We start from the raw sequence: 20,052 nt of genomic DNA, 5'->3' as shown, positions 1-20,052 counted from the left end.
GGCAAAGGCCACTCGGAAGCTACCGGGTGGCCTTTGTTGTTGGCTTTGATTGTTGGGTTGCGTTCAGCGTCGCGCCCCGAGGTCGCGTGTCGTGCCGTTAGTGGCAGCTGCAACCCTCGTGACCCTCGTGCTCGTGATGGCCGTGGCAGCCGCAGGAATCGCCATGCTCGTGGGTGTGCTCGTGGTCGTGGCCGTGGCAACCGCACGTGGCCTCGCCGTTCTGTGCGAGCGTGCCGGCGATAAGGGCCTCGACGCAAGCGTCGCAGCTGCCCTGGGCACCTGCGTATACCGTGATGCCGGCTTGGGCAAGCGCGTTGATAGCGCCACCGCCGATGCCGCCGCAGATGAGCGTGTCCACGCCGCCGTTGGCGAGCAAGCCCGCAAGTGCGCCGTGGCCGGTACCGCCGGTGCCCACGACCTGCTCGTTGAGTACCTTGCCGTCCTGAATGTCGTAGATCTTGAACTGCTCGCTGCGGCCAAAGTGCATAAAGATGTTGCCGTTGTCGTACGTGGTTGCCACCCTCATGGTGTCGATCTCCTTTGCTGGCCATACGGCCGTTGCCGTGGTAATGGGGGAGTACACGATATTGCCGCCTTCGATGACGATCGCCCGTCCATTGACCAACGCGTTTGCCACCTTGCGATGCGCTCGGCTGCAAATAGCTGCCACCGTGGCACGGGCAATGCCCATGTGCTGGGCGACGGCCTCCTGATTGAGGCCTTCCAGGTCGCATAGCCGCAGGACTTCGAGCTCGTCGACCGTCATATCGATGGCGTCTCCGCTGGCAAGGCCGTCGGGGGTGAAGCCGCGGTATTCGGGGATGATCCCGACGCGGCGCAGTTTCTCGCGTCTTCCCGCCATGTGTCCTCCTTATCTGACATATGTCAACAATAGAATAGCGAACGCGCTGATTAGCGCAAGGAATTTCTGGCATATGCCAGAAAATGAGGGCTTATGTTTGGGCTGTGGGGCCGCATGTGCCTGGGCTACAATGAATCTCGCTTATAGGCGACTGACAGGAGGGTCAATGAGCAAGGCTGATCAACAGTTTGTAACCATGTGCCGCGATATTCTGGACCATGGCACCACCACCGAAGGCCAAAAGGTTCGTCCGGTGTGGGAAGACGGCACCCCTGCCTATACCATTAAAAACTTTGGCGTCACGGCGCGCTACGACCTGCGCGAGGAGTTCCCCGCGCTTACGCTGCGTCGAACGGCGCTCAAATCTGCCATGGATGAGATCCTATGGATCTATCAAAAGAAGTCCAATAACGTGCATGACCTCAACAGCCATATTTGGGATGAGTGGGCCGACGAGACCGGCTCCATCGGCAAGGCCTACGGGTATCAGATTGGGCAGAAGAACCATTATGCCGAGGGCGACTTCGATCAGATGGATCGCGTGCTGTACGACCTTAAGAACACGCCGTACAGCCGCCGCATTATGACGAACACTTATGTGTTTAGCGACCTGTCCGAGATGCACCTGTATCCGTGCGCGTACAGCGTGACGTATAACGTGACGCAGCGTCCGCAGGATGACAAACCGACGCTCAACATGATTCTCAACCAGCGCAGCCAGGACATTTTGGCCGCGAACAACTGGAATGTGTGCCAGTACGCCATTTTGCTGATGATGGTCGCGCAGTCGGTCGATATGATCGCTGGCGAGCTGCTGCATGTGATTGCCGATGCTCACATTTACGACCGTCATGTCGATATTGTTCGCGAGCTTATCGAGCGTCCGCAGTTTGCCGCGCCCAAGGTAACGCTCAACCCCGATGTGCATGACTTCTATGCGTTTACGACCGATGATCTGATTGTCGAGGGCTATGAGCACGGCCCGCAGGTCAAGAACATCCCCATTGCGGTGTAGGTGACGCGCATGACGTGTAAGCTTTCTGCCATTGTCGCCGTGTGCGATGACTGGGGTATTGGGTGCGAGGGCGACATGGTGGTGTCCAACCGTGCTGACATGCGCCATTTTGTGGCGTGCACCAAAGGTTGCCCGGTCATTATGGGACGCAAGACGCTGCTGAGTTTCCCCGGCGGGCGTCCGCTCAAGAATCGCCGCAATATCGTGCTCACGCGCGATGAGGACTTTGCTGCCGAGGGCATCGACGTGGTGCATGGCGTCGACGAAGCGCTCGCTGCGGTTGCCGATGAGCCCGTTGCGTGGGTGATCGGCGGTGGCGAGGTGTATCGGCAGTTTTTGCCGCATTGCGTGGAGGCGGAGGTCACGCACAACCATTGCGTGCATGCCGTGGATACGTACTTTCCCGACTTGGACGCCGATCCCGCGTGGGAGATTGCGCGGCGTGGCGGTGTTGCCACGATTGCCTCGGGCGAGGGCGACGAGGGTGTCGATTATGAGTTCGTGACGTATCGTCGCGTTGAGGCGTAAATCGTCTGGCGTGAACGGTATCATCGGGTTGTTTGAATGCATGGGGCGGCGCTTAGCGTCGCCTCGTTTGGTATAGATGTGCTGTAAAGAAGGGTGCGGGCTGGCTGCTATGACTGATGCCGTTGAGGTGCTGCGAATCGATTCTCTCGAGGACGAGCGGCTCGATGCCTACGTGCGACTGACCGAGCGTGAGCTTCGCTGCGTGCTGGAGCCGCAGAAGGGCATTTTTATCGCCGAGAGTGCCAAGGTCATCGAGCGTGCGGTTCGCGCCGGATACGAGCCGGTGAGCTTTCTTTTGGGCGAGCGCTGGCTCGACCAGATGATGCCGCTGTTTGAGCGCCTGATTGTGCGCGAGGGCGCGGGTCCGGTTCCTGTGTTCGTTGCCTCCATGGAGCTTATGGAGCAGCTGACGGGCTTTAATGTGACGCGCGGTGCGCTCGCGGCATTTCGTCGTCCACGTCAGATTCCGGTAGCCGAGTTCTTGGGTGGCGTCGTCGATGCGGCGGGGGAGCGCCCGGTGCGCGTGTGCGTGCTCGAGGGCATTGTCGACCACACCAACGTCGGCGCGATTTTCCGCTCGGCGGCTGCGCTGAACGTCGATGGCATTTTGGTGAGCCCTACGTGCTGCGATCCGCTGTACCGTCGCTCGGCCCGCGTGAGCATGGGCACGGTGTTTCAGGTGCCCTGGACGCGCATTGGCAGCGAGGCGCGCGTATGGCCGCATGATGGGCTGGCGGCGCTGCACAATGCCGGCTTTTCGTGTGTCGCCATGGCGCTGACGGATGATTCGGTGTCGCTGGACGATCCCGCGCTCCAGGAGATTGACCGCCTGGCAATCTTTATGGGCACCGAGGGTGCTGGCTTGGGCGCCAAGACCATTGCAGGCTGCGACCGCGCTGTGCGTATTCCGATGGCGCATGGGGTCGATTCGCTCAACGTGGCCGCGGCAAGTGCTGTTGCCTTTTGGCAGCTGTGCCCGCATGTGAGCAACGAGTACCACTACCAGCCGGGGCTGTATCACTAGGCAGATAGTTAGCACCGGGCTCTGGTTCGGGGCGTTTCGGCCGACGTCGGTCGGTGCTAAGCTGGTATTGGCTTTGGTCTTAAATTGCCGTTTTGTTGTTTGACGTACGCTGGTGGGGAGGGCGTGTGGCTAAGAAATCTACGGCTATCGATGTAACGCAGGGCGTTATTTGGCAGCAGCTACTGTCGCTGTGCGTCCCTATCTTTTTTAGTTCGTTCTTTCAGCAGGCATACACGCTTATCGGTACCTATATCGTCGGTCAGTTTGGCGGCAAGCTCGCGCTGGGTGGCATTCAGGCCACGATGGTGCTTACGGAGCTCTGCATCGGCTTTTGTGTCGGCGTCGGTGCCGGCTGCGCGGTCATTACGGGCCAGTTTTTTGGTCAGCACGACGACGAGCGCTTGAGCCGATCGGTCCATACGGCCATGACGCTCGCGCTGGTGGGCGGCATTGTCATTTCCATTCTGGGCATGGTGTTTGTCGAGCCGATGCTTGTGTTGATGAATACGCCGCATGAGCTGCTGGCCGAGGGTGTGGCGTATGCCCGTTGCTACTTTGCCGCCATGTTTGCAGCGCTGCTGCTCAATATGGGGACTGCGCTGTTGCGCGCCGTGGGCGACACGCGTGGTCCGGCGGTCATTATTGCCTCCGGCTGCTTCGTCAATGTGGCATTCGACATTCTTTTTGTCGCCGTGCTGCACATGGAAGCGCTGGGCTGTGGCATCGCGGTGGCGCTGACTATCTGCATCAATGCCACGATGATTTTGATTCGCATGATGCGCGCTCCGGGGGCGTGGCGTCTTTCGCTCTCCAAGCTCGGTATTGACCCCGGTATCTGCAAGAGCATGCTTTCGTGCGGTCTGCCGCTGGGCGTTCAGTCTGCGGCGTATTCGATCTCCAACGTTTTGATTCAGGTGTCGGTCAACTCGTTTGGAGCCGATGTCACGACCGCTTGGGGCCTTTCCGGTCGCCTGGACGGCATTATCTGGATGGTGACCGAGGCGCTTGGCGTGTCGATTACCACGTTCTCGGCGCAGAACTTCGGTGCGCGCAATTACGATCGCATGCGAAAGGGATATCACACGTCGCTCGTGCTTTCATTTGTGCTTATCGGTGGCCTGTCTGCCGTGCTGCTGGTGTTTTCGGGCCCGCTTTCGCGTCTGTTTATCGACGATGCCGCAATTTCGGCCTACACCACGACGATTCTTCATTTCATCGCGCCGTTCTACGCGATCTTCTCGATTATCGAAAATGCGTCTGGCTCCATCCGCGGCGCTGGCGTGAGCTTCCAACCTATGATGCTCACGATCTTCGGCACGGTCGTGCTCCGCGTGGCGTGGGTGTTCGCGATTATGCCGCTCGACCCCTCGCTCGAGCATCTGCTGCTGGTCTACCCCGTAACTTGGCTCATCACGGCCACAATGTTCACCATCTACCACCACAGCGGCAACTGGCTCGGCCGCGCCACCGCCTAATGATCCGTAGGGGACGGAGGAAAACGGATCATTGACCTGGCGATAAGGCAAAGTGATCCGTTTTCCTCCGTCCCCTTCGGATCAATTAGTATTCGATGCCTTGGCGGGCTAGGAGGCCTTCGTCGAAGTAGTGTTTGACGGGGCGCATTTCGGTTACTAGGTCGGCAAGGTCGGCGAGGGACAGCAAGCCGCGGCCGGTGAGCACGAGCTCTGTGGTGGTTGGTTTCATCGCGATTAACGTTTCGACATCTTCGCGCGTCACAAAGCCCCGTCGCATGGCTTCCCCCAGCTCATCCAAGATCAGCACATCGACCTAGCTAATCTGCTCTCGCGCCAGCTCCATGATCTGTGCGGCACAGGCTTCGGGCGTGTCGCGGTCGGCTTGTACGATGCGTAGCCCCAATCGAGGTGCCGCGTCATGTTCGGCGCAGTGCAGCTTCTTGGCAAACTGAAGCATGAGCACGTTAAGTCCATAGCCCGTGGCGCGCAGCGCGAGCCCCAGCGCAGCCGTCGTCTTGCCCTTGCCGTCTCCCGTATAGATCTGAACCTTGCCGATTTCAAGTGATGCCATCTCTGTCCTTTCGTGCTCGGCGTCGGTTTATCGCCGTCCGGGTTGGGTATTCTAGATAGCATTATCAACCCCAATAGATGGAGTTCAAGCAGATGGAGATGGATGACAACAAACGTAGACGGAATATGATCCTCTACGTGCTCATCGCCTTCGTCGTCTACCTCGTGCTCTCGACCGTTCTGTTCCCTAACATCGGTCACACGCAGCAGATTACGAAGACCGATTACTCGACGTTTGTCAAAGCACTCGACAAAAAGAGCGTCGACAAGGTCGAATACAACACCGACGATTACACGATTTATTACACCAAGAAGGGCGAGGACGAGAACGTCGCCTACAAGACGACCGGCGTGCCGAATGATGCGGGCTTTACCGATCGCGTGCTTGAATCTGGTGCCTCGCTTGAGTCGGTCGTTCCCGATAAAAACTCGGGTCTAATGACCTACTACCTGATCACGCTCGTTCTCCCCATGGCGATCTTCTTCCTCATCGGTTGGTGGCTCAACCGCCGCATGAAGAAGGCCATGGGCGATGACGGTCCGTCGATGAACTTTGGCGGTGGCGGCTTTGGTGGCGGCGGTCTGGGTAAGTCCGGTGCGCGCGTTATCGCCTCCAAGGATGTCGGCGTGACCTTTAAGGATGTCGCCGGTCAGGAAGAGGCTAAGGAATCCCTGAAGGAGGTCGTCGACTTTCTGGAGAAGCCGCAGCGCTACGAGGAGATTGGCGCCAAGCTGCCGCGCGGTGCTCTTCTCGTGGGCCCTCCGGGCACCGGTAAGACCCTGCTTGCCAAGGCTGTTGCCGGCGAAGCGGGCGTGCCGTTCTTTAGTATTTCTGGTTCTGAGTTTGTTGAGATGTTCGTCGGCCGCGGTGCCGCCAAGGTTCGCGACCTGTTTAAGCAGGCCAAAGAAAAGGCCCCGTGCATCGTCTTTATCGACGAGATCGATACCATCGGCAAAAAGCGTGACGGCGGCGGCTTTAGCGGCAACGACGAGCGCGAGCAGACGCTCAACCAGCTGCTGACCGAGATGGACGGATTCGATAACCACAAGGGTATCGTCGTTCTCGCTGCGACCAACCGTCCCGACAGCCTTGACCCGGCCCTGTTGCGCCCTGGTCGTTTTGACCGCCGCATCCCTGTCGAGTTGCCCGATCTGACCGGTCGTAAGAACATCCTCGAGCTCCACGCCAAGAGCGTGAAGACCCAGCCGCCGATCGATCTGACCGCGATTGCCCGCGCCACGCCCGGTGCCTCGGGCGCCGACCTGGCAAACATCATCAACGAGGGCGCCCTGCGTGCCGTCCGCGAGGGTCGCAAGCGCGCCACGCAGGACGATTTTGAGGAGTCGGTGGAGGTCGTCATCGCCGGCCAGCAGCGTAAGTCCACGGTTCTGTCCGACCACGAGAAACAGGTCGTGTCCTATCACGAGATCGGCCATGCCATCGTTGCCGCCCGCCAGAAGGGCTCCGCACCGGTCACCAAGATCACCATCGTGCCGCGCACGAGTGGCGCTCTGGGCTACACCATGCAGGTCGAGGAGGACGAGCGCTTCCTGACCACGCGCCAGGAGGTGCTCGACAAGCTCGCCGTCTACTGCGGCGGACGTGCTGCCGAGGAGCTCATCTTTGGTGAGATGACGACCGGTGCGGCCAACGACATCGAGCAGGCCACCAAGCTTGCCCGCAACATGGTGACGCGCTTTGGTATGTCCGATGAGTTTGGCATGATGGCGCTCGGTACCGTTCAGAACGCGTACCTCAACCAAGACACGTCGCTCACCTGCGCCCCCGGTACGGCCGAGCGCGTGGACGCGATTGTTGCCAAGCTGATCGAGGATGCGCACGACCGCGCCCTGCAGATCCTTAAGGAGAACAAGTTCAAGCTCCATGAGCTGGCTCGTTATCTGTACAAGAAGGAGACGATCACGGGCGAGGAGTTCATGAACCTCCTCACGCGTGAAAATCCGCTGATGCCAAAGCAGCAGTAATACTGGTTGCGCAGTGTCTATCGCCCCATTTGAGTGTCCAGCTCAAATGGGGCGTTTTGCGTGGGGAGAGTTGAATATGAAGATCGTGGTAAGTGCCTGCTTGATGGGCGAGAGCTGCAAGTATAACGGGCTCGACAATTACCATCGCGCGTTGGTCGAGGCCTGCGAGCGAACGGGGACCGAGGTTCTCTTGGTGTGCCCCGAGGTTTTTGGTGGCTTGCCCACACCGCGCAAGCCGTCCGAGATTGTGAACGGCGAAGTCCGTACCTGCGAGGGCACCTCAGTCGATCGCGAGTTTCGCCAGGGTGCTCAGCGCGCGCTCGATATGTGCGAGCAGGCGGGCGGGCCGTCCCAGATCGCTGCGTGTGTCTTGCAGGACCGCAGCCCTTCGTGTGGTGTAGGCCGTATCTACGACGGAACCTTCAGCGGTACGCTCACCGCGGGCAACGGCGTTTTTGTCGATCTGCTGCTGCGTCACGGGTACCGTGTGATTCCGGCTAGCGAGTTCGATCCCAGCATGCTGGAACATTGTCCACAGTACTCGAACCCAACACTTCCTCACGGGTGACCGTTTTGGCATCATCCGTGAAGTTGATATTGAGTACGAACCGGTCATCAAAGACGTAGACCGAGTTGACAGGCGCCGTACCCAGGCAGCCCCTCCCCGCGGCTCTCGCGCAGGAACGCGCACACGGCCTTCCCGTCTCCTGCGCCCCTCCCGGGACAGCTTTTTGTTGGGGCGCGCCTGCCCCAAACCCTGCTAGGAACGAGTGCAGCAAACTGGAATTTTCAAATTAGTCTTTGCAAATTACCTTTGAACCTTCACCATCAATTACAATTCCCTGACGGTTGTTAATTGGGCATAGATTCAAATCCGAAAACTCAGTCATTATTTTCTCGGTAACTTTCTTAAATGGTGCTGTAAGAAAATGCGGAAGAACATAGAAATCAATCAAATTAAGCCCTGTATCATCTTCTTGTGAGTAGTCCTCCGGCTTTTCATCCATTTGCTCGATATATTGGATGCTTGGAGCGCATACAATCGCACCTGCCGATTCACCAATCATCAGTTTTCCCTTTGCCAATTCTTTCTTCAACAGCTCATCCGTTCCCGTTTTACGGAGCTGGTCTATAAGGAAAAAAGAATTTCCGCCGGTAAAATAGATCACATCCGCATCTTCAAAAAGAGACTGTATCGTTGAATAAGCCTCCGTTGAAATATCAATTTCAGTTACGATTGCTCCCAACTTTTTGAATACTTTTCGAGCCGAGCCGACATAACCGGTGTAGCCTTCACGCAGCGAAGCAGTTGGAATAAATGCGACTTTTTTATTTTCAATTTCTTCCTTTATTAGACTTCCTACACTTGAAAAGTGAGAACATAAAAACAGTTTCATCAATATTCTCCTTTATATATAAATTCTTATTTGTTGAACTAAGCCGTGTATACCATACTCTCCAATGAAAGAACGCCCTTATATAGTGAAATTTTGCCGTTTTCCTGCGTACGTGCGTACACACTCCACAGGAATTCTAAGGGGCCTGCCCCTTAGCACGCGGACTTTGGAACAAAGTCTAGTGTGTTACGCCTTGCCAGAGGTGTACGGGCTCCCGGTATGCACGTACGAAGCAATTGCCATCAATGCGCCATATAAGTGGCGATCAAGTTCGCATAAAGCGACCTTGATCCCGCAAAACAAAAGGCAGGATATCCCCTTTGTGGTGGTTTTGGGCCAGTTCTAGAGTGTGTGGCCGTAGGTGTTGGCAGCCTTGATGGCGGCGTCGAACTTTTCGTCGGTGAAGGGCTCGGGGTTTCCCTGCTTCCACTCGTTGGTGGCGTGCGCATACTCGCACAGGGCAGGGATATCGGCCTCGGAAAGTCCGACCTGCTCAAGCGTCACGGGCAGTCCCATCTGCTTGTTAAAGGCTGTGTAGCGCTCAAGATTCTCGGTATCGCCCGTGTAGGCAAACAGCACTAGCACGCCCAGGCTCACGACCTCGCCATGCAGGTAGGTGCCCTCGCGCGGAATGCTGCAGGTGGCGTTGTAGAACGCATGCGCCACGCTCGAGTTGTAGTAGTAATCGTTTTGGTTGGTCAGGTTGGAGACGTAGCCCGTGTTGACTACGATATCGAGCGCGATCTGCTTGACGGCTTCGGTCGACAGGTTCTGGCGAACGTCCTCAAGACCCTGCACGCCATAGGTAAACAGCGGCTCGGAGCAGGTGTGCGCGAGCGCCAGGCCAAGACCTGCGGTATGCTCCAGGTTGCCGGCGCTCGTGGCGTACTCGACCTCGGGCTGCTTGGACAGGGCGTCGCCCACGCCGGCCCAGAAGTACTCCGCCGGAGCCTCTGCAATGATCTTGGGGTTGATGAAGATGTGTGCGGGGCGGTTGGGGTACGAATAGCCCTCGAGCGAGCCGTCGTCGTTGTAGACAACGGCAATGGCTGTCGCGGCCGAGCAGTTGGAGCAGATCGTCGGTACCGTAAAGACGATCTTCTTGAGCTCGATGGCCGCTGTCTTGACGGTGTCGAGCGCCTTGCCGCCGCCGCATGCGATAAGAACGTCGGCTTCTTGGCAGGCAGGGGAGTTCACAACCTTGGCGATATTGGCGCGCGTACTGTTGGTGCCGTAGACGCGCGTCTCCAGAATCTCGACGTCGGTGCCCTCCAGCGCCGCTTCGATACCGGGAAGCGCCGCTGCCAGTGCCCGTTTGCCACCGATAATCGCGACCTTGGTCGCTCCGTACTCGGCCAGCGCGCCGGGCAGCTCTTTAAAGCAATCCTCGCCGACGGTATAGTCGCTCATTCCAATCGTGCGCATAGCAGTCTTCTTTCGTTAGATAAAGTGCTTTCAGGTATTTTGCTCCAAGTGAGTGCTTGCGACCGCGAGAAATTTCTAAAGTATGAAACCGATGTTGAGGGTTTTTCGCCGGCGTTGACCGTGCTACCATACAGCGCATAAGCGTTGATGGGGACGAGTAGTCGGCCGTCCGCATGCCACAGAGAGCGGGGAGCGCTGAGAACCCGTGTATGCGACCGATGAAAATCACCCCGGAGCTGCGGTCCCAACGGACGCGTCGCACAGGCACGTCTTAGTAGACATCGCCGAGATGGTCGTCGATACAGGCCAGCCGAGTAACGGATGCGAGCGCGCTGTAATGCGGGCGAGGGCATCTAAGCTGGGTGGTTAAGCGAAGAGCTTTTGCGGGCGCGCAGCCCGATTTGTGGCGCTTCGTCCCAGCTTGCAGGGACGGGCGCTTTTTTGGTGCCCAACGGGCGTGCGCGCCCACGACATGAAAGGGGTACCGTGGCAAACGAGTACAAGCAGACGATGAATCTGCCCAAAACCGGTTTTCCCATGCGTGCCGGTCTTTCCAAGTCCGAGCCCAAGCGACTCAAGGACTGGCAGGACAACAAGGTCTACGAGCAGGTTCTAAAGAAGAACGAGGGTCACAAGAAGTTCGTGCTGCACGACGGCCCTCCGTACGCCAACGGTCCGATCCACATCGGCCACGCCATGAACAAGATCTCCAAGGACATGATCAACCGCTACTGGATGATGCAGGGCTACGAGGTCCCCTATGTCCCCGGTTGGGACTGCCATGGCCAGCCGATCGAGCACAAGGTCGAAGAGAAGCTCGGCACCGAGAAGTTCAACCAGACCTCCACGGCCAAGATCCGCGAGCTCTGCAACGAGTTCGCTGTCGAGAACATCGAGCTGCAGAAGGCCGGTTTCCGTCGTCTGGGCGTGCTCGGCGACTGGGACAACCCCTACCTGACGCTTTATCACCAGCATGACGCTGCCGACATCGAGGTCTTTAAGGCCATGTTCGACAAGGGCATGATCTATCGCGGTCACAAGCCCGTCCACTGGTGCAAGCACTGCCACACCGCACTCGCCGAGGCAGAGATCGAGTACTCCGACGAGACGAGCCCGTCCATCTTCGTTCGTTTTGAGATGACTTCCAAGCCCGCCGGCCTCGAGAACTTCGATGGCCCGGTCGACTTTATCATCTGGACGACCACGCCGTGGACCATCCCCTCCGACCAGGCCGTTTCCCTCAAGCCCGGCGCCGCCTACGTCGCCGTTGAGCGCGATGGTCGTGCCGAGGTCATGCTCGAGGACCTGGCTCCCAAGTGCTGCGAGGAGTTTGGCTGGGAGTACACCCCGGTCATGGTCGACGGCAAGCCCTATGTGGTTCCCGCCGAGACCTTCCACCACATCCACTACAAGCAGCCGATCTTTGACGGCGTTGAGGGCGTGGCGCTGCTGGCCGATTACGTCGGTGTCGATGACGGTACCGGTATCGTTCACAACTCGCCCGGCCACGGCGTCGACGACTACTTTGCCTGCCTCAAGGAGGGCATCACCGACATCTGCATGCCGGTCGATGACGACGGTAAGTTCTACACCGGCGAGGAGTTTGGCACCGGCGGCCCCTTCAGCGGTATGGACACCGATGAGGCCAACCCGCACATCATCGAGTTCCTGCGTGAGCGCGGCACCCTGGTCCTCGAGAAGAAGATCACGCACAGCTATCCGCACTGCTGGCGCTGCAAGCACCCGGTGCTTTTCCGTGCTACCGACCAGTGGTTTGTCTCGATGGACAAGACGGGTCTGCGCGAGCAGGCTGGCAAGGAGGTCCGTGAGAACGTCAAGTGGTATCCGGCTCACGCCGCCAACCGCATTGGCGCCATGGTCGAGCAGCGTCCCGACTGGTGCATCAGCCGCCAGCGCAACTGGGGCGTGCCTATCCCCAGCTACACGTGCGCCGACTGCGGCGAGAAGGTCATGAACGACGCCACGCTCGACGCCGTCATCAAGCTCTTCCACGAGAAGGGCTCCGACGCCTGGTTCACCGACGCTCCTGAGAGCTACCTGGGCGAGGCCTGCGTCTGCCCCAAGTGCGGTGGCCATCACCTCAAGGCTGATAAGGACATCCTTGACGTGTGGTGGGACTCCGGCGTGTCTTGGAAGGCCGTCTGCGAGTACCGTCCCGAGCTGGAGTACCCGGCGGACGTCTACCTCGAGGGCTCTGACCAGCACCGCGGTTGGTTCCAGAGCTCGCTGCTCACCTCGGTGGGTGCCAACGGTCACGCTCCGTACAAGGCGGTCGTCTCGCAGGGCTTCACGCTCGACGGCCAGGGCCGCAAGATGTCAAAGTCGCTCGGTAACGTCATCGACCCCAACAAGGTCTGTGACGAGATGGGCGCCGACATCATCCGCCTGTGGGTCGCCTCCGTCGATACTAGCTCCGACGTCTCCATCGACCATGAGATTCTCGCTCGTACGTCCGATGCCTACCGTCGCTTCCGCAACACGCTGCGCTTCCTGCTTTCCGAGCTCGAGGGCCAGTTTGAGCCCGAGACCGACGGCGTTGCCTTTGCCGACCTGCTGCCGCTCGACAAGCTCATGGTTGCCCGCCTGACCCAGGTCCAGGCCGAGGTCGACGACGCTTACTCTTGCTACGAGTTCCCGCGCGCTTACCGTGCGCTTTACGACTTCGTGGTTACCGAGCTTTCCAACGTGTACCTCGACGCCCTGAAGGATCGTCTGTACTGCGACAAACCCGGCTCGCTCGAGCGCCGCAGCGCCCAGACCGTGCTGGCCGAGCTTTTCTCGATGCTCATGCGCGATCTGCAGCCGATTCTGTCCTACACCGTCGACGAGGCCATGACCTATGCGCCTGCCGGTTGCGTCGATCACCAGAAGTACGCCGCGCTGCTCGATTGGTACAAGTCGCCCATCACGGTCGACGAGGCCAATGAGTTCGAGGGCGTGCTCGAGGCTTCGCTCGAGCTCCGTAGCGCCGTGACCAAGGCCCTTGAGGATGCCCGTTCTGCCGGCACCTTCACCAAGAGCCAGCAGGTTCGCGTTAAGGCGGTCGTTCCCGCCGAGATGTACGCGCTGCTGACCGGCGACAAGGCTGTCGACCTGGCCGAGTTCTACATCGTCTCCGCTGTTGAACTGACCCAGGGCGAGGAGCTCTCCGTTGCCATCGAGGCTGCCGAGGGCGAGTGCTGCGATCGTTGCTGGAACTACCGCACCACCGTCGGCGAGTACAACGGTCACGCACATATTTGCAAGAGGTGTGCGGAAGCCCTTTAAGGCACGGTAACTCGGCATTTTAGTTATAGGGAGTATTTGGGCGCCCTCGCCCCTTTTGCTCCGCTGAATAAAAGCGGCATTCTGTTTTTCGGAATGCCGCTTTCTTTTTATGCTGGTTATTTAGCTTGCGTTGGTGGATATGTCGTGCGTTCTGCGTGTGTCAATATAAGATGGATAATTGCGTTAAACGTAATTCGATGTTTTTGAGGGTAGGGGATTGATTTGGGTCGTTCTGCGGATATGACGCCGCCTTTGCGTTGGCGGTTGGGTGTTGCTGGTAGCGTGGCGTTGGCCGTGCTGCTTGTTGACCAGCTGACCAAGCTTGCGGTTCGTGCCGTTGGCGATGCTCTGCATGTGACTGTTATCCCCGGTGTGATCGACTTCCTTTTTGTGCGTAACATCGGTGCTGCCTTTAGCATGGGCGAGGGACATGGCCTCGCGTTTGCCGTGCTGGCGTTTGTCGTTATCGTTGCGATCGCGGTGTACTTGCTTCGCGCGCCCCAGCTTGCTCGCTTTGAGGTTGTGGGCATGGCTATGGTCGTGGGCGGCGCCATTGGCAATGCAATCGACCGTCTGGCTTTTGGCTTTGTGACCGATTTTATTGCCACCACCTTCATCGACTTCCCCGTCTTCAATGTGGCCGATGTCGGCATTACGGTCGGTGTGGTGCTTGCCCTCATCGGCTACATGTTCTTGAGTCCTGCGGCCCGTGAGGTCGATGCGACCGCCGAGCTCAACGCCCGTGACGAGGTCCGCGCTAAGCGCAAGGCCCAGCAGCGTGGGGAGCGTGCCCGCAAGATTCGCGAAAGGAGCGAGCGCTAATGGCCGACATCCATATCCTTGTTGCCGACGATGCCGCTGGTCAGCGTCTTGACGCCTATCTGGGCGCTAATGACGGCTGCCCTACGCGCTCTGCCTGCGCGCATCTGATCGAGGGCGGTGCCGTTGCCGTCAACGGCGAGACATGCCTGTCAAAAAAGTATGCCGTGCGCTCCGGCGACCGTATTTCGGTCGATTTGCCCGAGCCGCACGATCCCACCGATGTGATTCCCGAGGCCATTCCCCTCGATATCCGCTACGAGGACGACTACCTCATCGTGCTCTCCAAGCAGCGCGGTCTGGTGTGCCATCCCGCCCATGGCCACGAGAGCGGCACCCTTGCGAACGCCTTGGTCTATCACTGTGGCATTGACCATCTGGGCACCGTGCAGGGCGAGGACCGCCCCGGCATCGTGCATCGCCTGGATCGTGACACCTCGGGCCTTATGCTCGCGGCAAAAGACGACGACACCCAGCGCGCGCTCCAGAATCTCATCCGCACGCGCACGCTCGACCGCCGCTACATTACGCTCGTCCACGGCCATATTGCCATGGACGAGGGCACCATTAACACCGGCATTGCCCGTTCTACGCGCGACCGTGTCAAGATGGCGGTTTCGGACGATCCTTTCGCGCGCCAGGCCATTACGACCTTTAGGGTCCTCGAGCGCTTCGATTCCACGCGTTTTGACGATGGCTATACGCTCGTCGAGTGCCACCTGTTTACGGGTCGCACGCATCAGATTCGCGTGCATATGCGCCATATCAACCACGCCTGCGTGGGCGATCCGCTCTACGGTAAGTGCGATGCGCGTGCCGACCAGGGTTTGACCAGGCAATTCCTCCATTCCTGGCGTGTGGCGTTCGATCATCCCGTGACGGGGGAGCACATTGAGTGCCGCGATGAGCTGCCGTGGGATCTCGCCGCCGTTCTGGATGACCTAGCCCCGCGCTCGCTCGGCCGCACTGCCGCCGGCGACGAAATCGTTCCGCAGCTCGGTCTGCTCGAAGCCTAACCAGTATTAGGTGGTTTCTTGAACTCGGTTAGCCTACGGTAAGATATACGGTTGTTTACGTAACGCGTTCTCGGGAGCCTGCATGCTCGCCTTTTTACAAACCAACACACCCATCGTGATCTTCAACCAGATTGTGGTTACGCTGCTCACGGTCTGCTTTCTGTACCAGGTGGTCTTCTTTGTCATTGGCGCTCTTCGTGGCGAGGTCGCGCCTCCCAAGGCCAAAAAACTCCACCGCTATGCCTTCTTCATTGCGGCGCATAACGAGGAGGCCGTGATCGCCAATCTCGTACGCTCTATCAAGGATCAGGACTATCCGTCCGAGCTCATCGAGGTCTTCGTGGTCGCCGATGCTTGCACCGACAACACGGCGCAGCTCGCGCGCGAGGCCGGTGCCATTGTTTACGAGCGCAATGACCTGGCCCGCAAGGGCAAGAGCTGGGTCATGGATTTTGGCTTCGACCGCATCCTTAACGAGTATCCCGACACCTTCGAAGGCTACTTTATCTTCGATGCAGATAACGTCATCGCCCGCGATTACGTGTCCAAGATGAACGATGCCTTTGACCAGGGCTTCCATGTGGTCACGAGCTATCGTAACTCCAAGAACTTCGGCAGTTCGTGGATTTCCTCTGCCAACGCCACCTGGTATTTGCGTGAGGCCCGCTTCCTCAACAACGCGCGTAATATCTGCAAGACGTCCTGCGCCGTCTCGGGCTCGGGCTACCTTATCTCCGCCAGTGTTATCGAGGGCATGCACGGCTGGCAGTTCCATACACTGACCGAGGACATCCAGTTCACCACGTTCTGCGCCATTCACGGCATCCGCATCGGTTATGCGCCGGCGGAGTTCTTTGACGAGCAGCCGGTGACGTTTAAGGCGTCCTGGAAACAGCGCATGCGCTGGACCAAGGGCTTCTACCAGGTCTTTTTTACCTACGGCAAGCATCTGGTCAAGTCGACGTTCCGCTATCATCGCTTTGCCGCATATGACATGTTTATGACCATCGCTCCGGGCATGCTGCTGTCCCTGATCTCTATGCTCGCCAATGCGACGTTCCTGATCGTGGGTGGCCTTTCGCATGGTTTCTTGGCTACCGAGGTCGAGATGCAGGCTTGTGCCGCCTCGCTTATCATGACGTTCGTGATGATGTACCAGACCTTCTTTATCCTGGCGCTGCTCACGACCATCTTTGAGTACAAGCACATTCATTGCGCTCAAAAGTGGCGCCTGGTGACCAACCTGTTTACCTTCCCGATCTTTATGTTCAGCTATATCCCCATCACGGTTGCCGCGCTGTTCCTGAAGGTCGACTGGGTTCCTACCCAACATGCCGTAAACGTTACCCTCGACGAGGTCATGCAAGGCGCCAAATAAACACAACCAAAACCACCACAAAGGGACAGACGCCTTTGTGGTGGTTTTTGCTTTTGAGCAGCTGCTCATGGAGGTGCACGATGTTCTACATCCCATTTTGGATCTGCGTCTTTGCCGGTGCGGTGGTTGATGCCCGTGAGCGGCGGTTTCCCAATGAGCTTGCTGGCGCGTGCGCCGTGGCGGCGTTTGCGGGCGTTTGGCTCGACCTCGGTTTGAACACAACGCTTGACCACGCAGGTCTTGCCGTCATCGTGTATCTTGCCCTCGTTCTGACTGAGTCCCTCTGGCGTCGTCTTCGCCAAATCCCGGGCATCGGCATGGGAGATGCCAAGGCACTCTTCGCGCTTTGCACGCTCGACCCTATGGGTGGCATCGTGGCATTTGCCGCCGCGCTCCTGGTCCTTGCCCTCTCCTGCCTCATCACAAAATCGCGCTCCCTGCCATTGCTCCCGTTTTTGGTGCCGATTTTTGCCATAATCGAGGTTGTGGGCTGCACTTTGTAACCGATTGCGCATCCTTCTTAAGGAGCATGCCATGGCAACTAATCAAGAAACGGCCGTCATTAAGGCGCGCATGGACCGTATTCCCTCGGCGTTGTCGCCCGAACTTTTCGAGCGCATTGCCACCGATCGTGCTTCGGGCTATGTTAACCCGTATCGTTGCAACGACGATCAGGTCATTCGTCGTATTGATCGCGCCTCCGACAAAGGCACGCTTATGCGTCCGGCGTTTATGCGCGATACCGAAAAGATACTTCATCTTCCGGCGTACACCCGTTATGCAGGCAAAACGCAGGTCTTTAGCTTCCGTAGCAATGACGATCTGTCACGCCGCGGTTTGCACGTGCAGCTTGTCTCCCGCATTGCGCGCGATATCGGTCGCGCCCTGGGGCTCAATTGCGATCTGATCGAGGCGATTGGCCTGGGCCACGACTTGGGCCACACGCCTTTCGGCCATGCCGGTGAGCGTTTTCTCAACGATATCTATCATGAGCGCACGGGTCGCTACTTTTTCCATAACGTTCAGTCGGTCCGCGTGCTCGACGCCCTGTATGGCCGCAACGTGTCGCTCCAGACGCTCGACGGCTTGCTATGCCACAACGGCGAGTACGAACAGCGTGTTTTTGAGCTTTCGGACATGGGTTCCTTTGACCAGTTCGACCGAACCGTCGAGGAATGCATTGCCACAGGCTATAGCGCGATTGAGCACCTGCGTCCCATGACGCTCGAGGGCTGTGTGGTGCGTATCTCGGATATCCTCGCCTACGTCGGTCGTGATCGTCAGGACGCCATTGCCGCGGGCCTGCTGTCGCCCGACGCTTTTGACGATGGTCGGGGCGGCGCCTATAACAGCTGGATTCTCACGCACGCTTCCATCGATATCGTTGAGCATAGCTACGGCAAACCGCGTATCGAGATGAGCGAGGACCTGTTTGAGGAGATCCGCCGAGCCAAGCGCGAGAACTACGAGAAGATCTATAGCAAGGGCGGTATCGAAGGCGATTCCGAGGAGGAGCTGCGTGAGGCGTTCGAAAAGCTCTACGACCGTTGCCTGCAGGATATAAACGAGGGTGACGAGTCCTCCTACATCTTTAAGCACCACATTTCGCGTATTGAGCAGCAGCTTTCCTATTATGGCCGCATCTATGCTTGGCAGGACGACAAGGATCAGACTGTCGTCGATTACATCGCAAGCATGACGGATGGTTATTTCTGCGAGCTGACGAGCAAATTGTTCCCAGGTCTAAAGTTTCCGCACCGCACCTATATTAACGAACGGTAGTTCGTATCCTTTCGGTATACTGTTGGTCAACAACGATTTTGATTGATGCACGGGATGGCTATGGACGACCTTTTTTCTGCTTCGACGCGCGAGCGCTCTTTTCAGAATGCCCCGCTTGCGGTGCGTATGCGCCCCAATTCGCTCGACGAGTATGTGGGCCAGCAAAAGGCCGTCGGTAAGGGCTCGTGGCTGCGCGCCGCGATTGAGCATGACGTGCTGTCGAGCGTGATTCTGTACGGCCCGGCTGGCACGGGCAAGACGACGCTGGCCCACATTATCGCCAACCATACCAAGAGCGAGTTTGTCGAGGTCAGCGCCGTGACGGGCACCGTAAAGGACTTGCGCCGCGTGATTGACGAGGCCAAGACGCGCCTGAATACGTACGACCGCCGCACCATTCTATTCATCGATGAGATTCACCGCTTCTCTAAGTCGCAGCAGGATGCCCTGCTGCATGCAGTTGAGAACCGTACCGTCATTATGATTGGCGCTACGACGGAGAATCCGTACTTCGAGGTCAACTCGGCGCTGCTCTCACGTGGTCGAGTCGTGGAGCTTGAACATTTAAAGGACGAGGATATCGCCATGCTTATCGAGCGTGCGCTCGAGGCACCTCAGGGCCTGAACGGTAAGTTCTCGGCCGATGAGGATACGGTCAAGACCATTTGTACGCTGGCTGCGGGTGATGCACGCTCGGCCCTGACGACACTTGAGCTGGCGAGCGAGATTGCCGTCACGCGTCCCGATACGGAGGGAACGCCAGCGCCGGCGGCGGGGGAGCGCTATCCCATCACCGTGGATGACGTAAAGATTGCCAACCCGCGTCGTGGCTTTTCGTACGACAAAAACGGCGACATGCACTACGACATTATCAGTGCGTTTATTAAGTCTATGCGCGGTAGCGACCCCGATGCTACGATCTATTGGCTCGCGCGCATGATTGATGCGGGGGAGGATCCCAAGTTTATCGCTCGCCGTATTATGATTCAGGCTTCTGAGGACGTTGGCAACGCCGATCCGCAGGCGCTTTTGGTGGCGCATGCCGCGTTTAAGTCTGCCGAGGTCATTGGCTATCCCGAGTGCCGTATTAACCTGGCTCAGGCTGCACTCTATGTGTGCTTGGCGCCTAAATCCAACGCGTGTGAGGCTTCGATCGATGCGGCGCTTGCCGATATCCACTCTAGTGGGCTTCGCGAGGTGCCGAGTTATCTGCGCGATCGCCATCGCCCGGGCAGCGATGAATACGGTGTGTATAAGTATCCGCACGATTATCCCGAAGGCTGGGTCGACCAGCGCTATTTGCCCGAAGGCTTAGAACGCGGTGCATTTTGGCGGCCTGCCGGCCGTGGTTGGGAAGAATGGCGCGTAGAACAAAGCGAACGTGACCGTAGCGGGAATGCACCGAAGTAGCTGCTGATAATTTTGTCCCACGTTGCTGCTCTTGGCATGTTCGGTCCCCTTTGGGGTACCATGGAAAGCGTCTGTAT

Annotated in this window: 16 protein-coding genes and 1 pseudogene; 13 read left to right on the top strand and 4 right to left on the bottom strand. The window is 58.3% G+C overall.

Annotated features, from left to right (window positions below):
• Window positions 1–97 precede the first annotated feature (97 nt).
• On the bottom strand, window positions 98–862 hold the full coding sequence (locus AAAV21_RS00420) for a DUF134 domain-containing protein (protein ID WP_349106604.1): 765 nt from the start codon (window positions 860–862) through the stop codon (window positions 98–100).
• A 166-nt stretch (window positions 863–1,028) separates the two neighbouring features.
• Here AAAV21_RS00420 and thyA point away from each other — a divergent pair, with 166 nt between their 5' ends.
• The 4 genes from thyA (at window position 1,029) to AAAV21_RS00400 (ending at window position 4,904) form a co-directional block, all read left to right on the top strand.
• A complete protein-coding gene (thyA, locus tag AAAV21_RS00415; protein ID WP_349106602.1) occupies window positions 1,029–1,877 on the top strand; it encodes a thymidylate synthase in 849 nt (282 codons plus the stop codon).
• Window positions 1,878–1,886: 9 nt separating this feature from the next.
• Window positions 1,887–2,405: a dihydrofolate reductase gene (locus AAAV21_RS00410; protein ID WP_349106600.1), complete on the top strand. Its 519-nt coding sequence runs from the start codon at window positions 1,887–1,889 to the stop codon at window positions 2,403–2,405.
• A 109-nt stretch (window positions 2,406–2,514) separates the two neighbouring features.
• On the top strand, window positions 2,515–3,429 hold the full coding sequence (locus AAAV21_RS00405; protein ID WP_349106598.1) for an RNA methyltransferase: 915 nt from the start codon (window positions 2,515–2,517) through the stop codon (window positions 3,427–3,429).
• Between the two features lie 125 nt (window positions 3,430–3,554).
• Window positions 3,555–4,904, top strand: coding sequence for an MATE family efflux transporter (locus AAAV21_RS00400; protein ID WP_349106596.1), 1,350 nt, complete (start codon window positions 3,555–3,557; stop codon window positions 4,902–4,904).
• Between the two features lie 85 nt (window positions 4,905–4,989).
• Here AAAV21_RS00400 and AAAV21_RS00395 read toward each other — a convergent pair.
• Window positions 4,990–5,475 (bottom strand): annotated as a pseudogene (locus tag AAAV21_RS00395) (cob(I)yrinic acid a,c-diamide adenosyltransferase).
• Between the two features lie 92 nt (window positions 5,476–5,567).
• Between AAAV21_RS00395 and ftsH the strand changes: the two are divergent.
• Entirely contained in the window at window positions 5,568–7,460 is a 1,893-nt protein-coding gene (gene ftsH, locus AAAV21_RS00390) for an ATP-dependent zinc metalloprotease FtsH (RefSeq protein WP_349106594.1), read from the top strand.
• A gap of 76 nt (window positions 7,461–7,536) precedes the next feature.
• Window positions 7,537–8,028, top strand: coding sequence for a DUF523 domain-containing protein (locus AAAV21_RS00385; RefSeq protein ID WP_349106591.1), 492 nt, complete (start codon window positions 7,537–7,539; stop codon window positions 8,026–8,028).
• A 226-nt stretch (window positions 8,029–8,254) separates the two neighbouring features.
• On the opposite strand, the gene AAAV21_RS00380 is transcribed toward AAAV21_RS00385, so the two are convergent.
• Window positions 8,255–8,857, bottom strand: coding sequence for a Type 1 glutamine amidotransferase-like domain-containing protein (locus AAAV21_RS00380; protein WP_349106589.1), 603 nt, complete (start codon window positions 8,855–8,857; stop codon window positions 8,255–8,257).
• Window positions 8,858–9,199: 342 nt separating this feature from the next.
• Window positions 9,200–10,282 carry an iron-containing alcohol dehydrogenase family protein gene (locus tag AAAV21_RS00375; protein WP_349106586.1) on the bottom strand — a complete coding sequence of 361 codons (1,083 nt, stop codon included), beginning with the start codon at window positions 10,280–10,282 and terminating at the stop codon, window positions 9,200–9,202.
• Between the two features lie 510 nt (window positions 10,283–10,792).
• Here AAAV21_RS00375 and ileS point away from each other — a divergent pair.
• The 7 genes from ileS to AAAV21_RS00340 all read left to right on the top strand — a co-directional run bounded on the left by ileS (window position 10,793) and on the right by AAAV21_RS00340 (window position 19,975).
• Window positions 10,793–13,570, top strand: a complete 2,778-nt coding sequence (ileS, locus tag AAAV21_RS00370; protein ID WP_349106904.1) for an isoleucine--tRNA ligase — start codon at window positions 10,793–10,795, stop codon at window positions 13,568–13,570.
• Between the two features lie 222 nt (window positions 13,571–13,792).
• Entirely contained in the window at window positions 13,793–14,392 is a 600-nt protein-coding gene (gene lspA, locus AAAV21_RS00365) for a signal peptidase II (RefSeq protein WP_349106583.1), read from the top strand.
• A complete protein-coding gene (locus tag AAAV21_RS00360; RefSeq protein ID WP_117757598.1) occupies window positions 14,392–15,405 on the top strand; it encodes an RluA family pseudouridine synthase in 1,014 nt (337 codons plus the stop codon). The genes lspA and AAAV21_RS00360 overlap by 1 nt, the downstream gene beginning before the upstream one ends.
• Before the next feature lie 82 nt (window positions 15,406–15,487).
• On the top strand, window positions 15,488–16,783 hold the full coding sequence (locus AAAV21_RS00355; protein ID WP_117736295.1) for a glycosyltransferase family 2 protein: 1,296 nt from the start codon (window positions 15,488–15,490) through the stop codon (window positions 16,781–16,783).
• A gap of 80 nt (window positions 16,784–16,863) precedes the next feature.
• Window positions 16,864–17,286, top strand: a complete 423-nt coding sequence (locus AAAV21_RS00350; protein ID WP_349106581.1) for a prepilin peptidase — start codon at window positions 16,864–16,866, stop codon at window positions 17,284–17,286.
• Between the two features lie 31 nt (window positions 17,287–17,317).
• On the top strand, window positions 17,318–18,565 hold the full coding sequence (locus AAAV21_RS00345) for an HD domain-containing protein (RefSeq protein ID WP_349106578.1): 1,248 nt from the start codon (window positions 17,318–17,320) through the stop codon (window positions 18,563–18,565).
• Window positions 18,566–18,625: 60 nt separating this feature from the next.
• Entirely contained in the window at window positions 18,626–19,975 is a 1,350-nt protein-coding gene (locus AAAV21_RS00340) for a replication-associated recombination protein A (protein WP_082435510.1), read from the top strand.
• The last annotated feature ends 77 nt before the right edge of the window (window positions 19,976–20,052 follow it).

Source organism: Collinsella sp. CLA-AA-H302 (assembly GCF_040093305.1).
In the GTDB taxonomy this organism is placed as follows: domain Bacteria; phylum Actinomycetota; class Coriobacteriia; order Coriobacteriales; family Coriobacteriaceae; genus Collinsella.
Note: the sequence above shows the minus strand (reverse complement) of the source record. Positions and strands in the feature narration are given on the sequence as shown.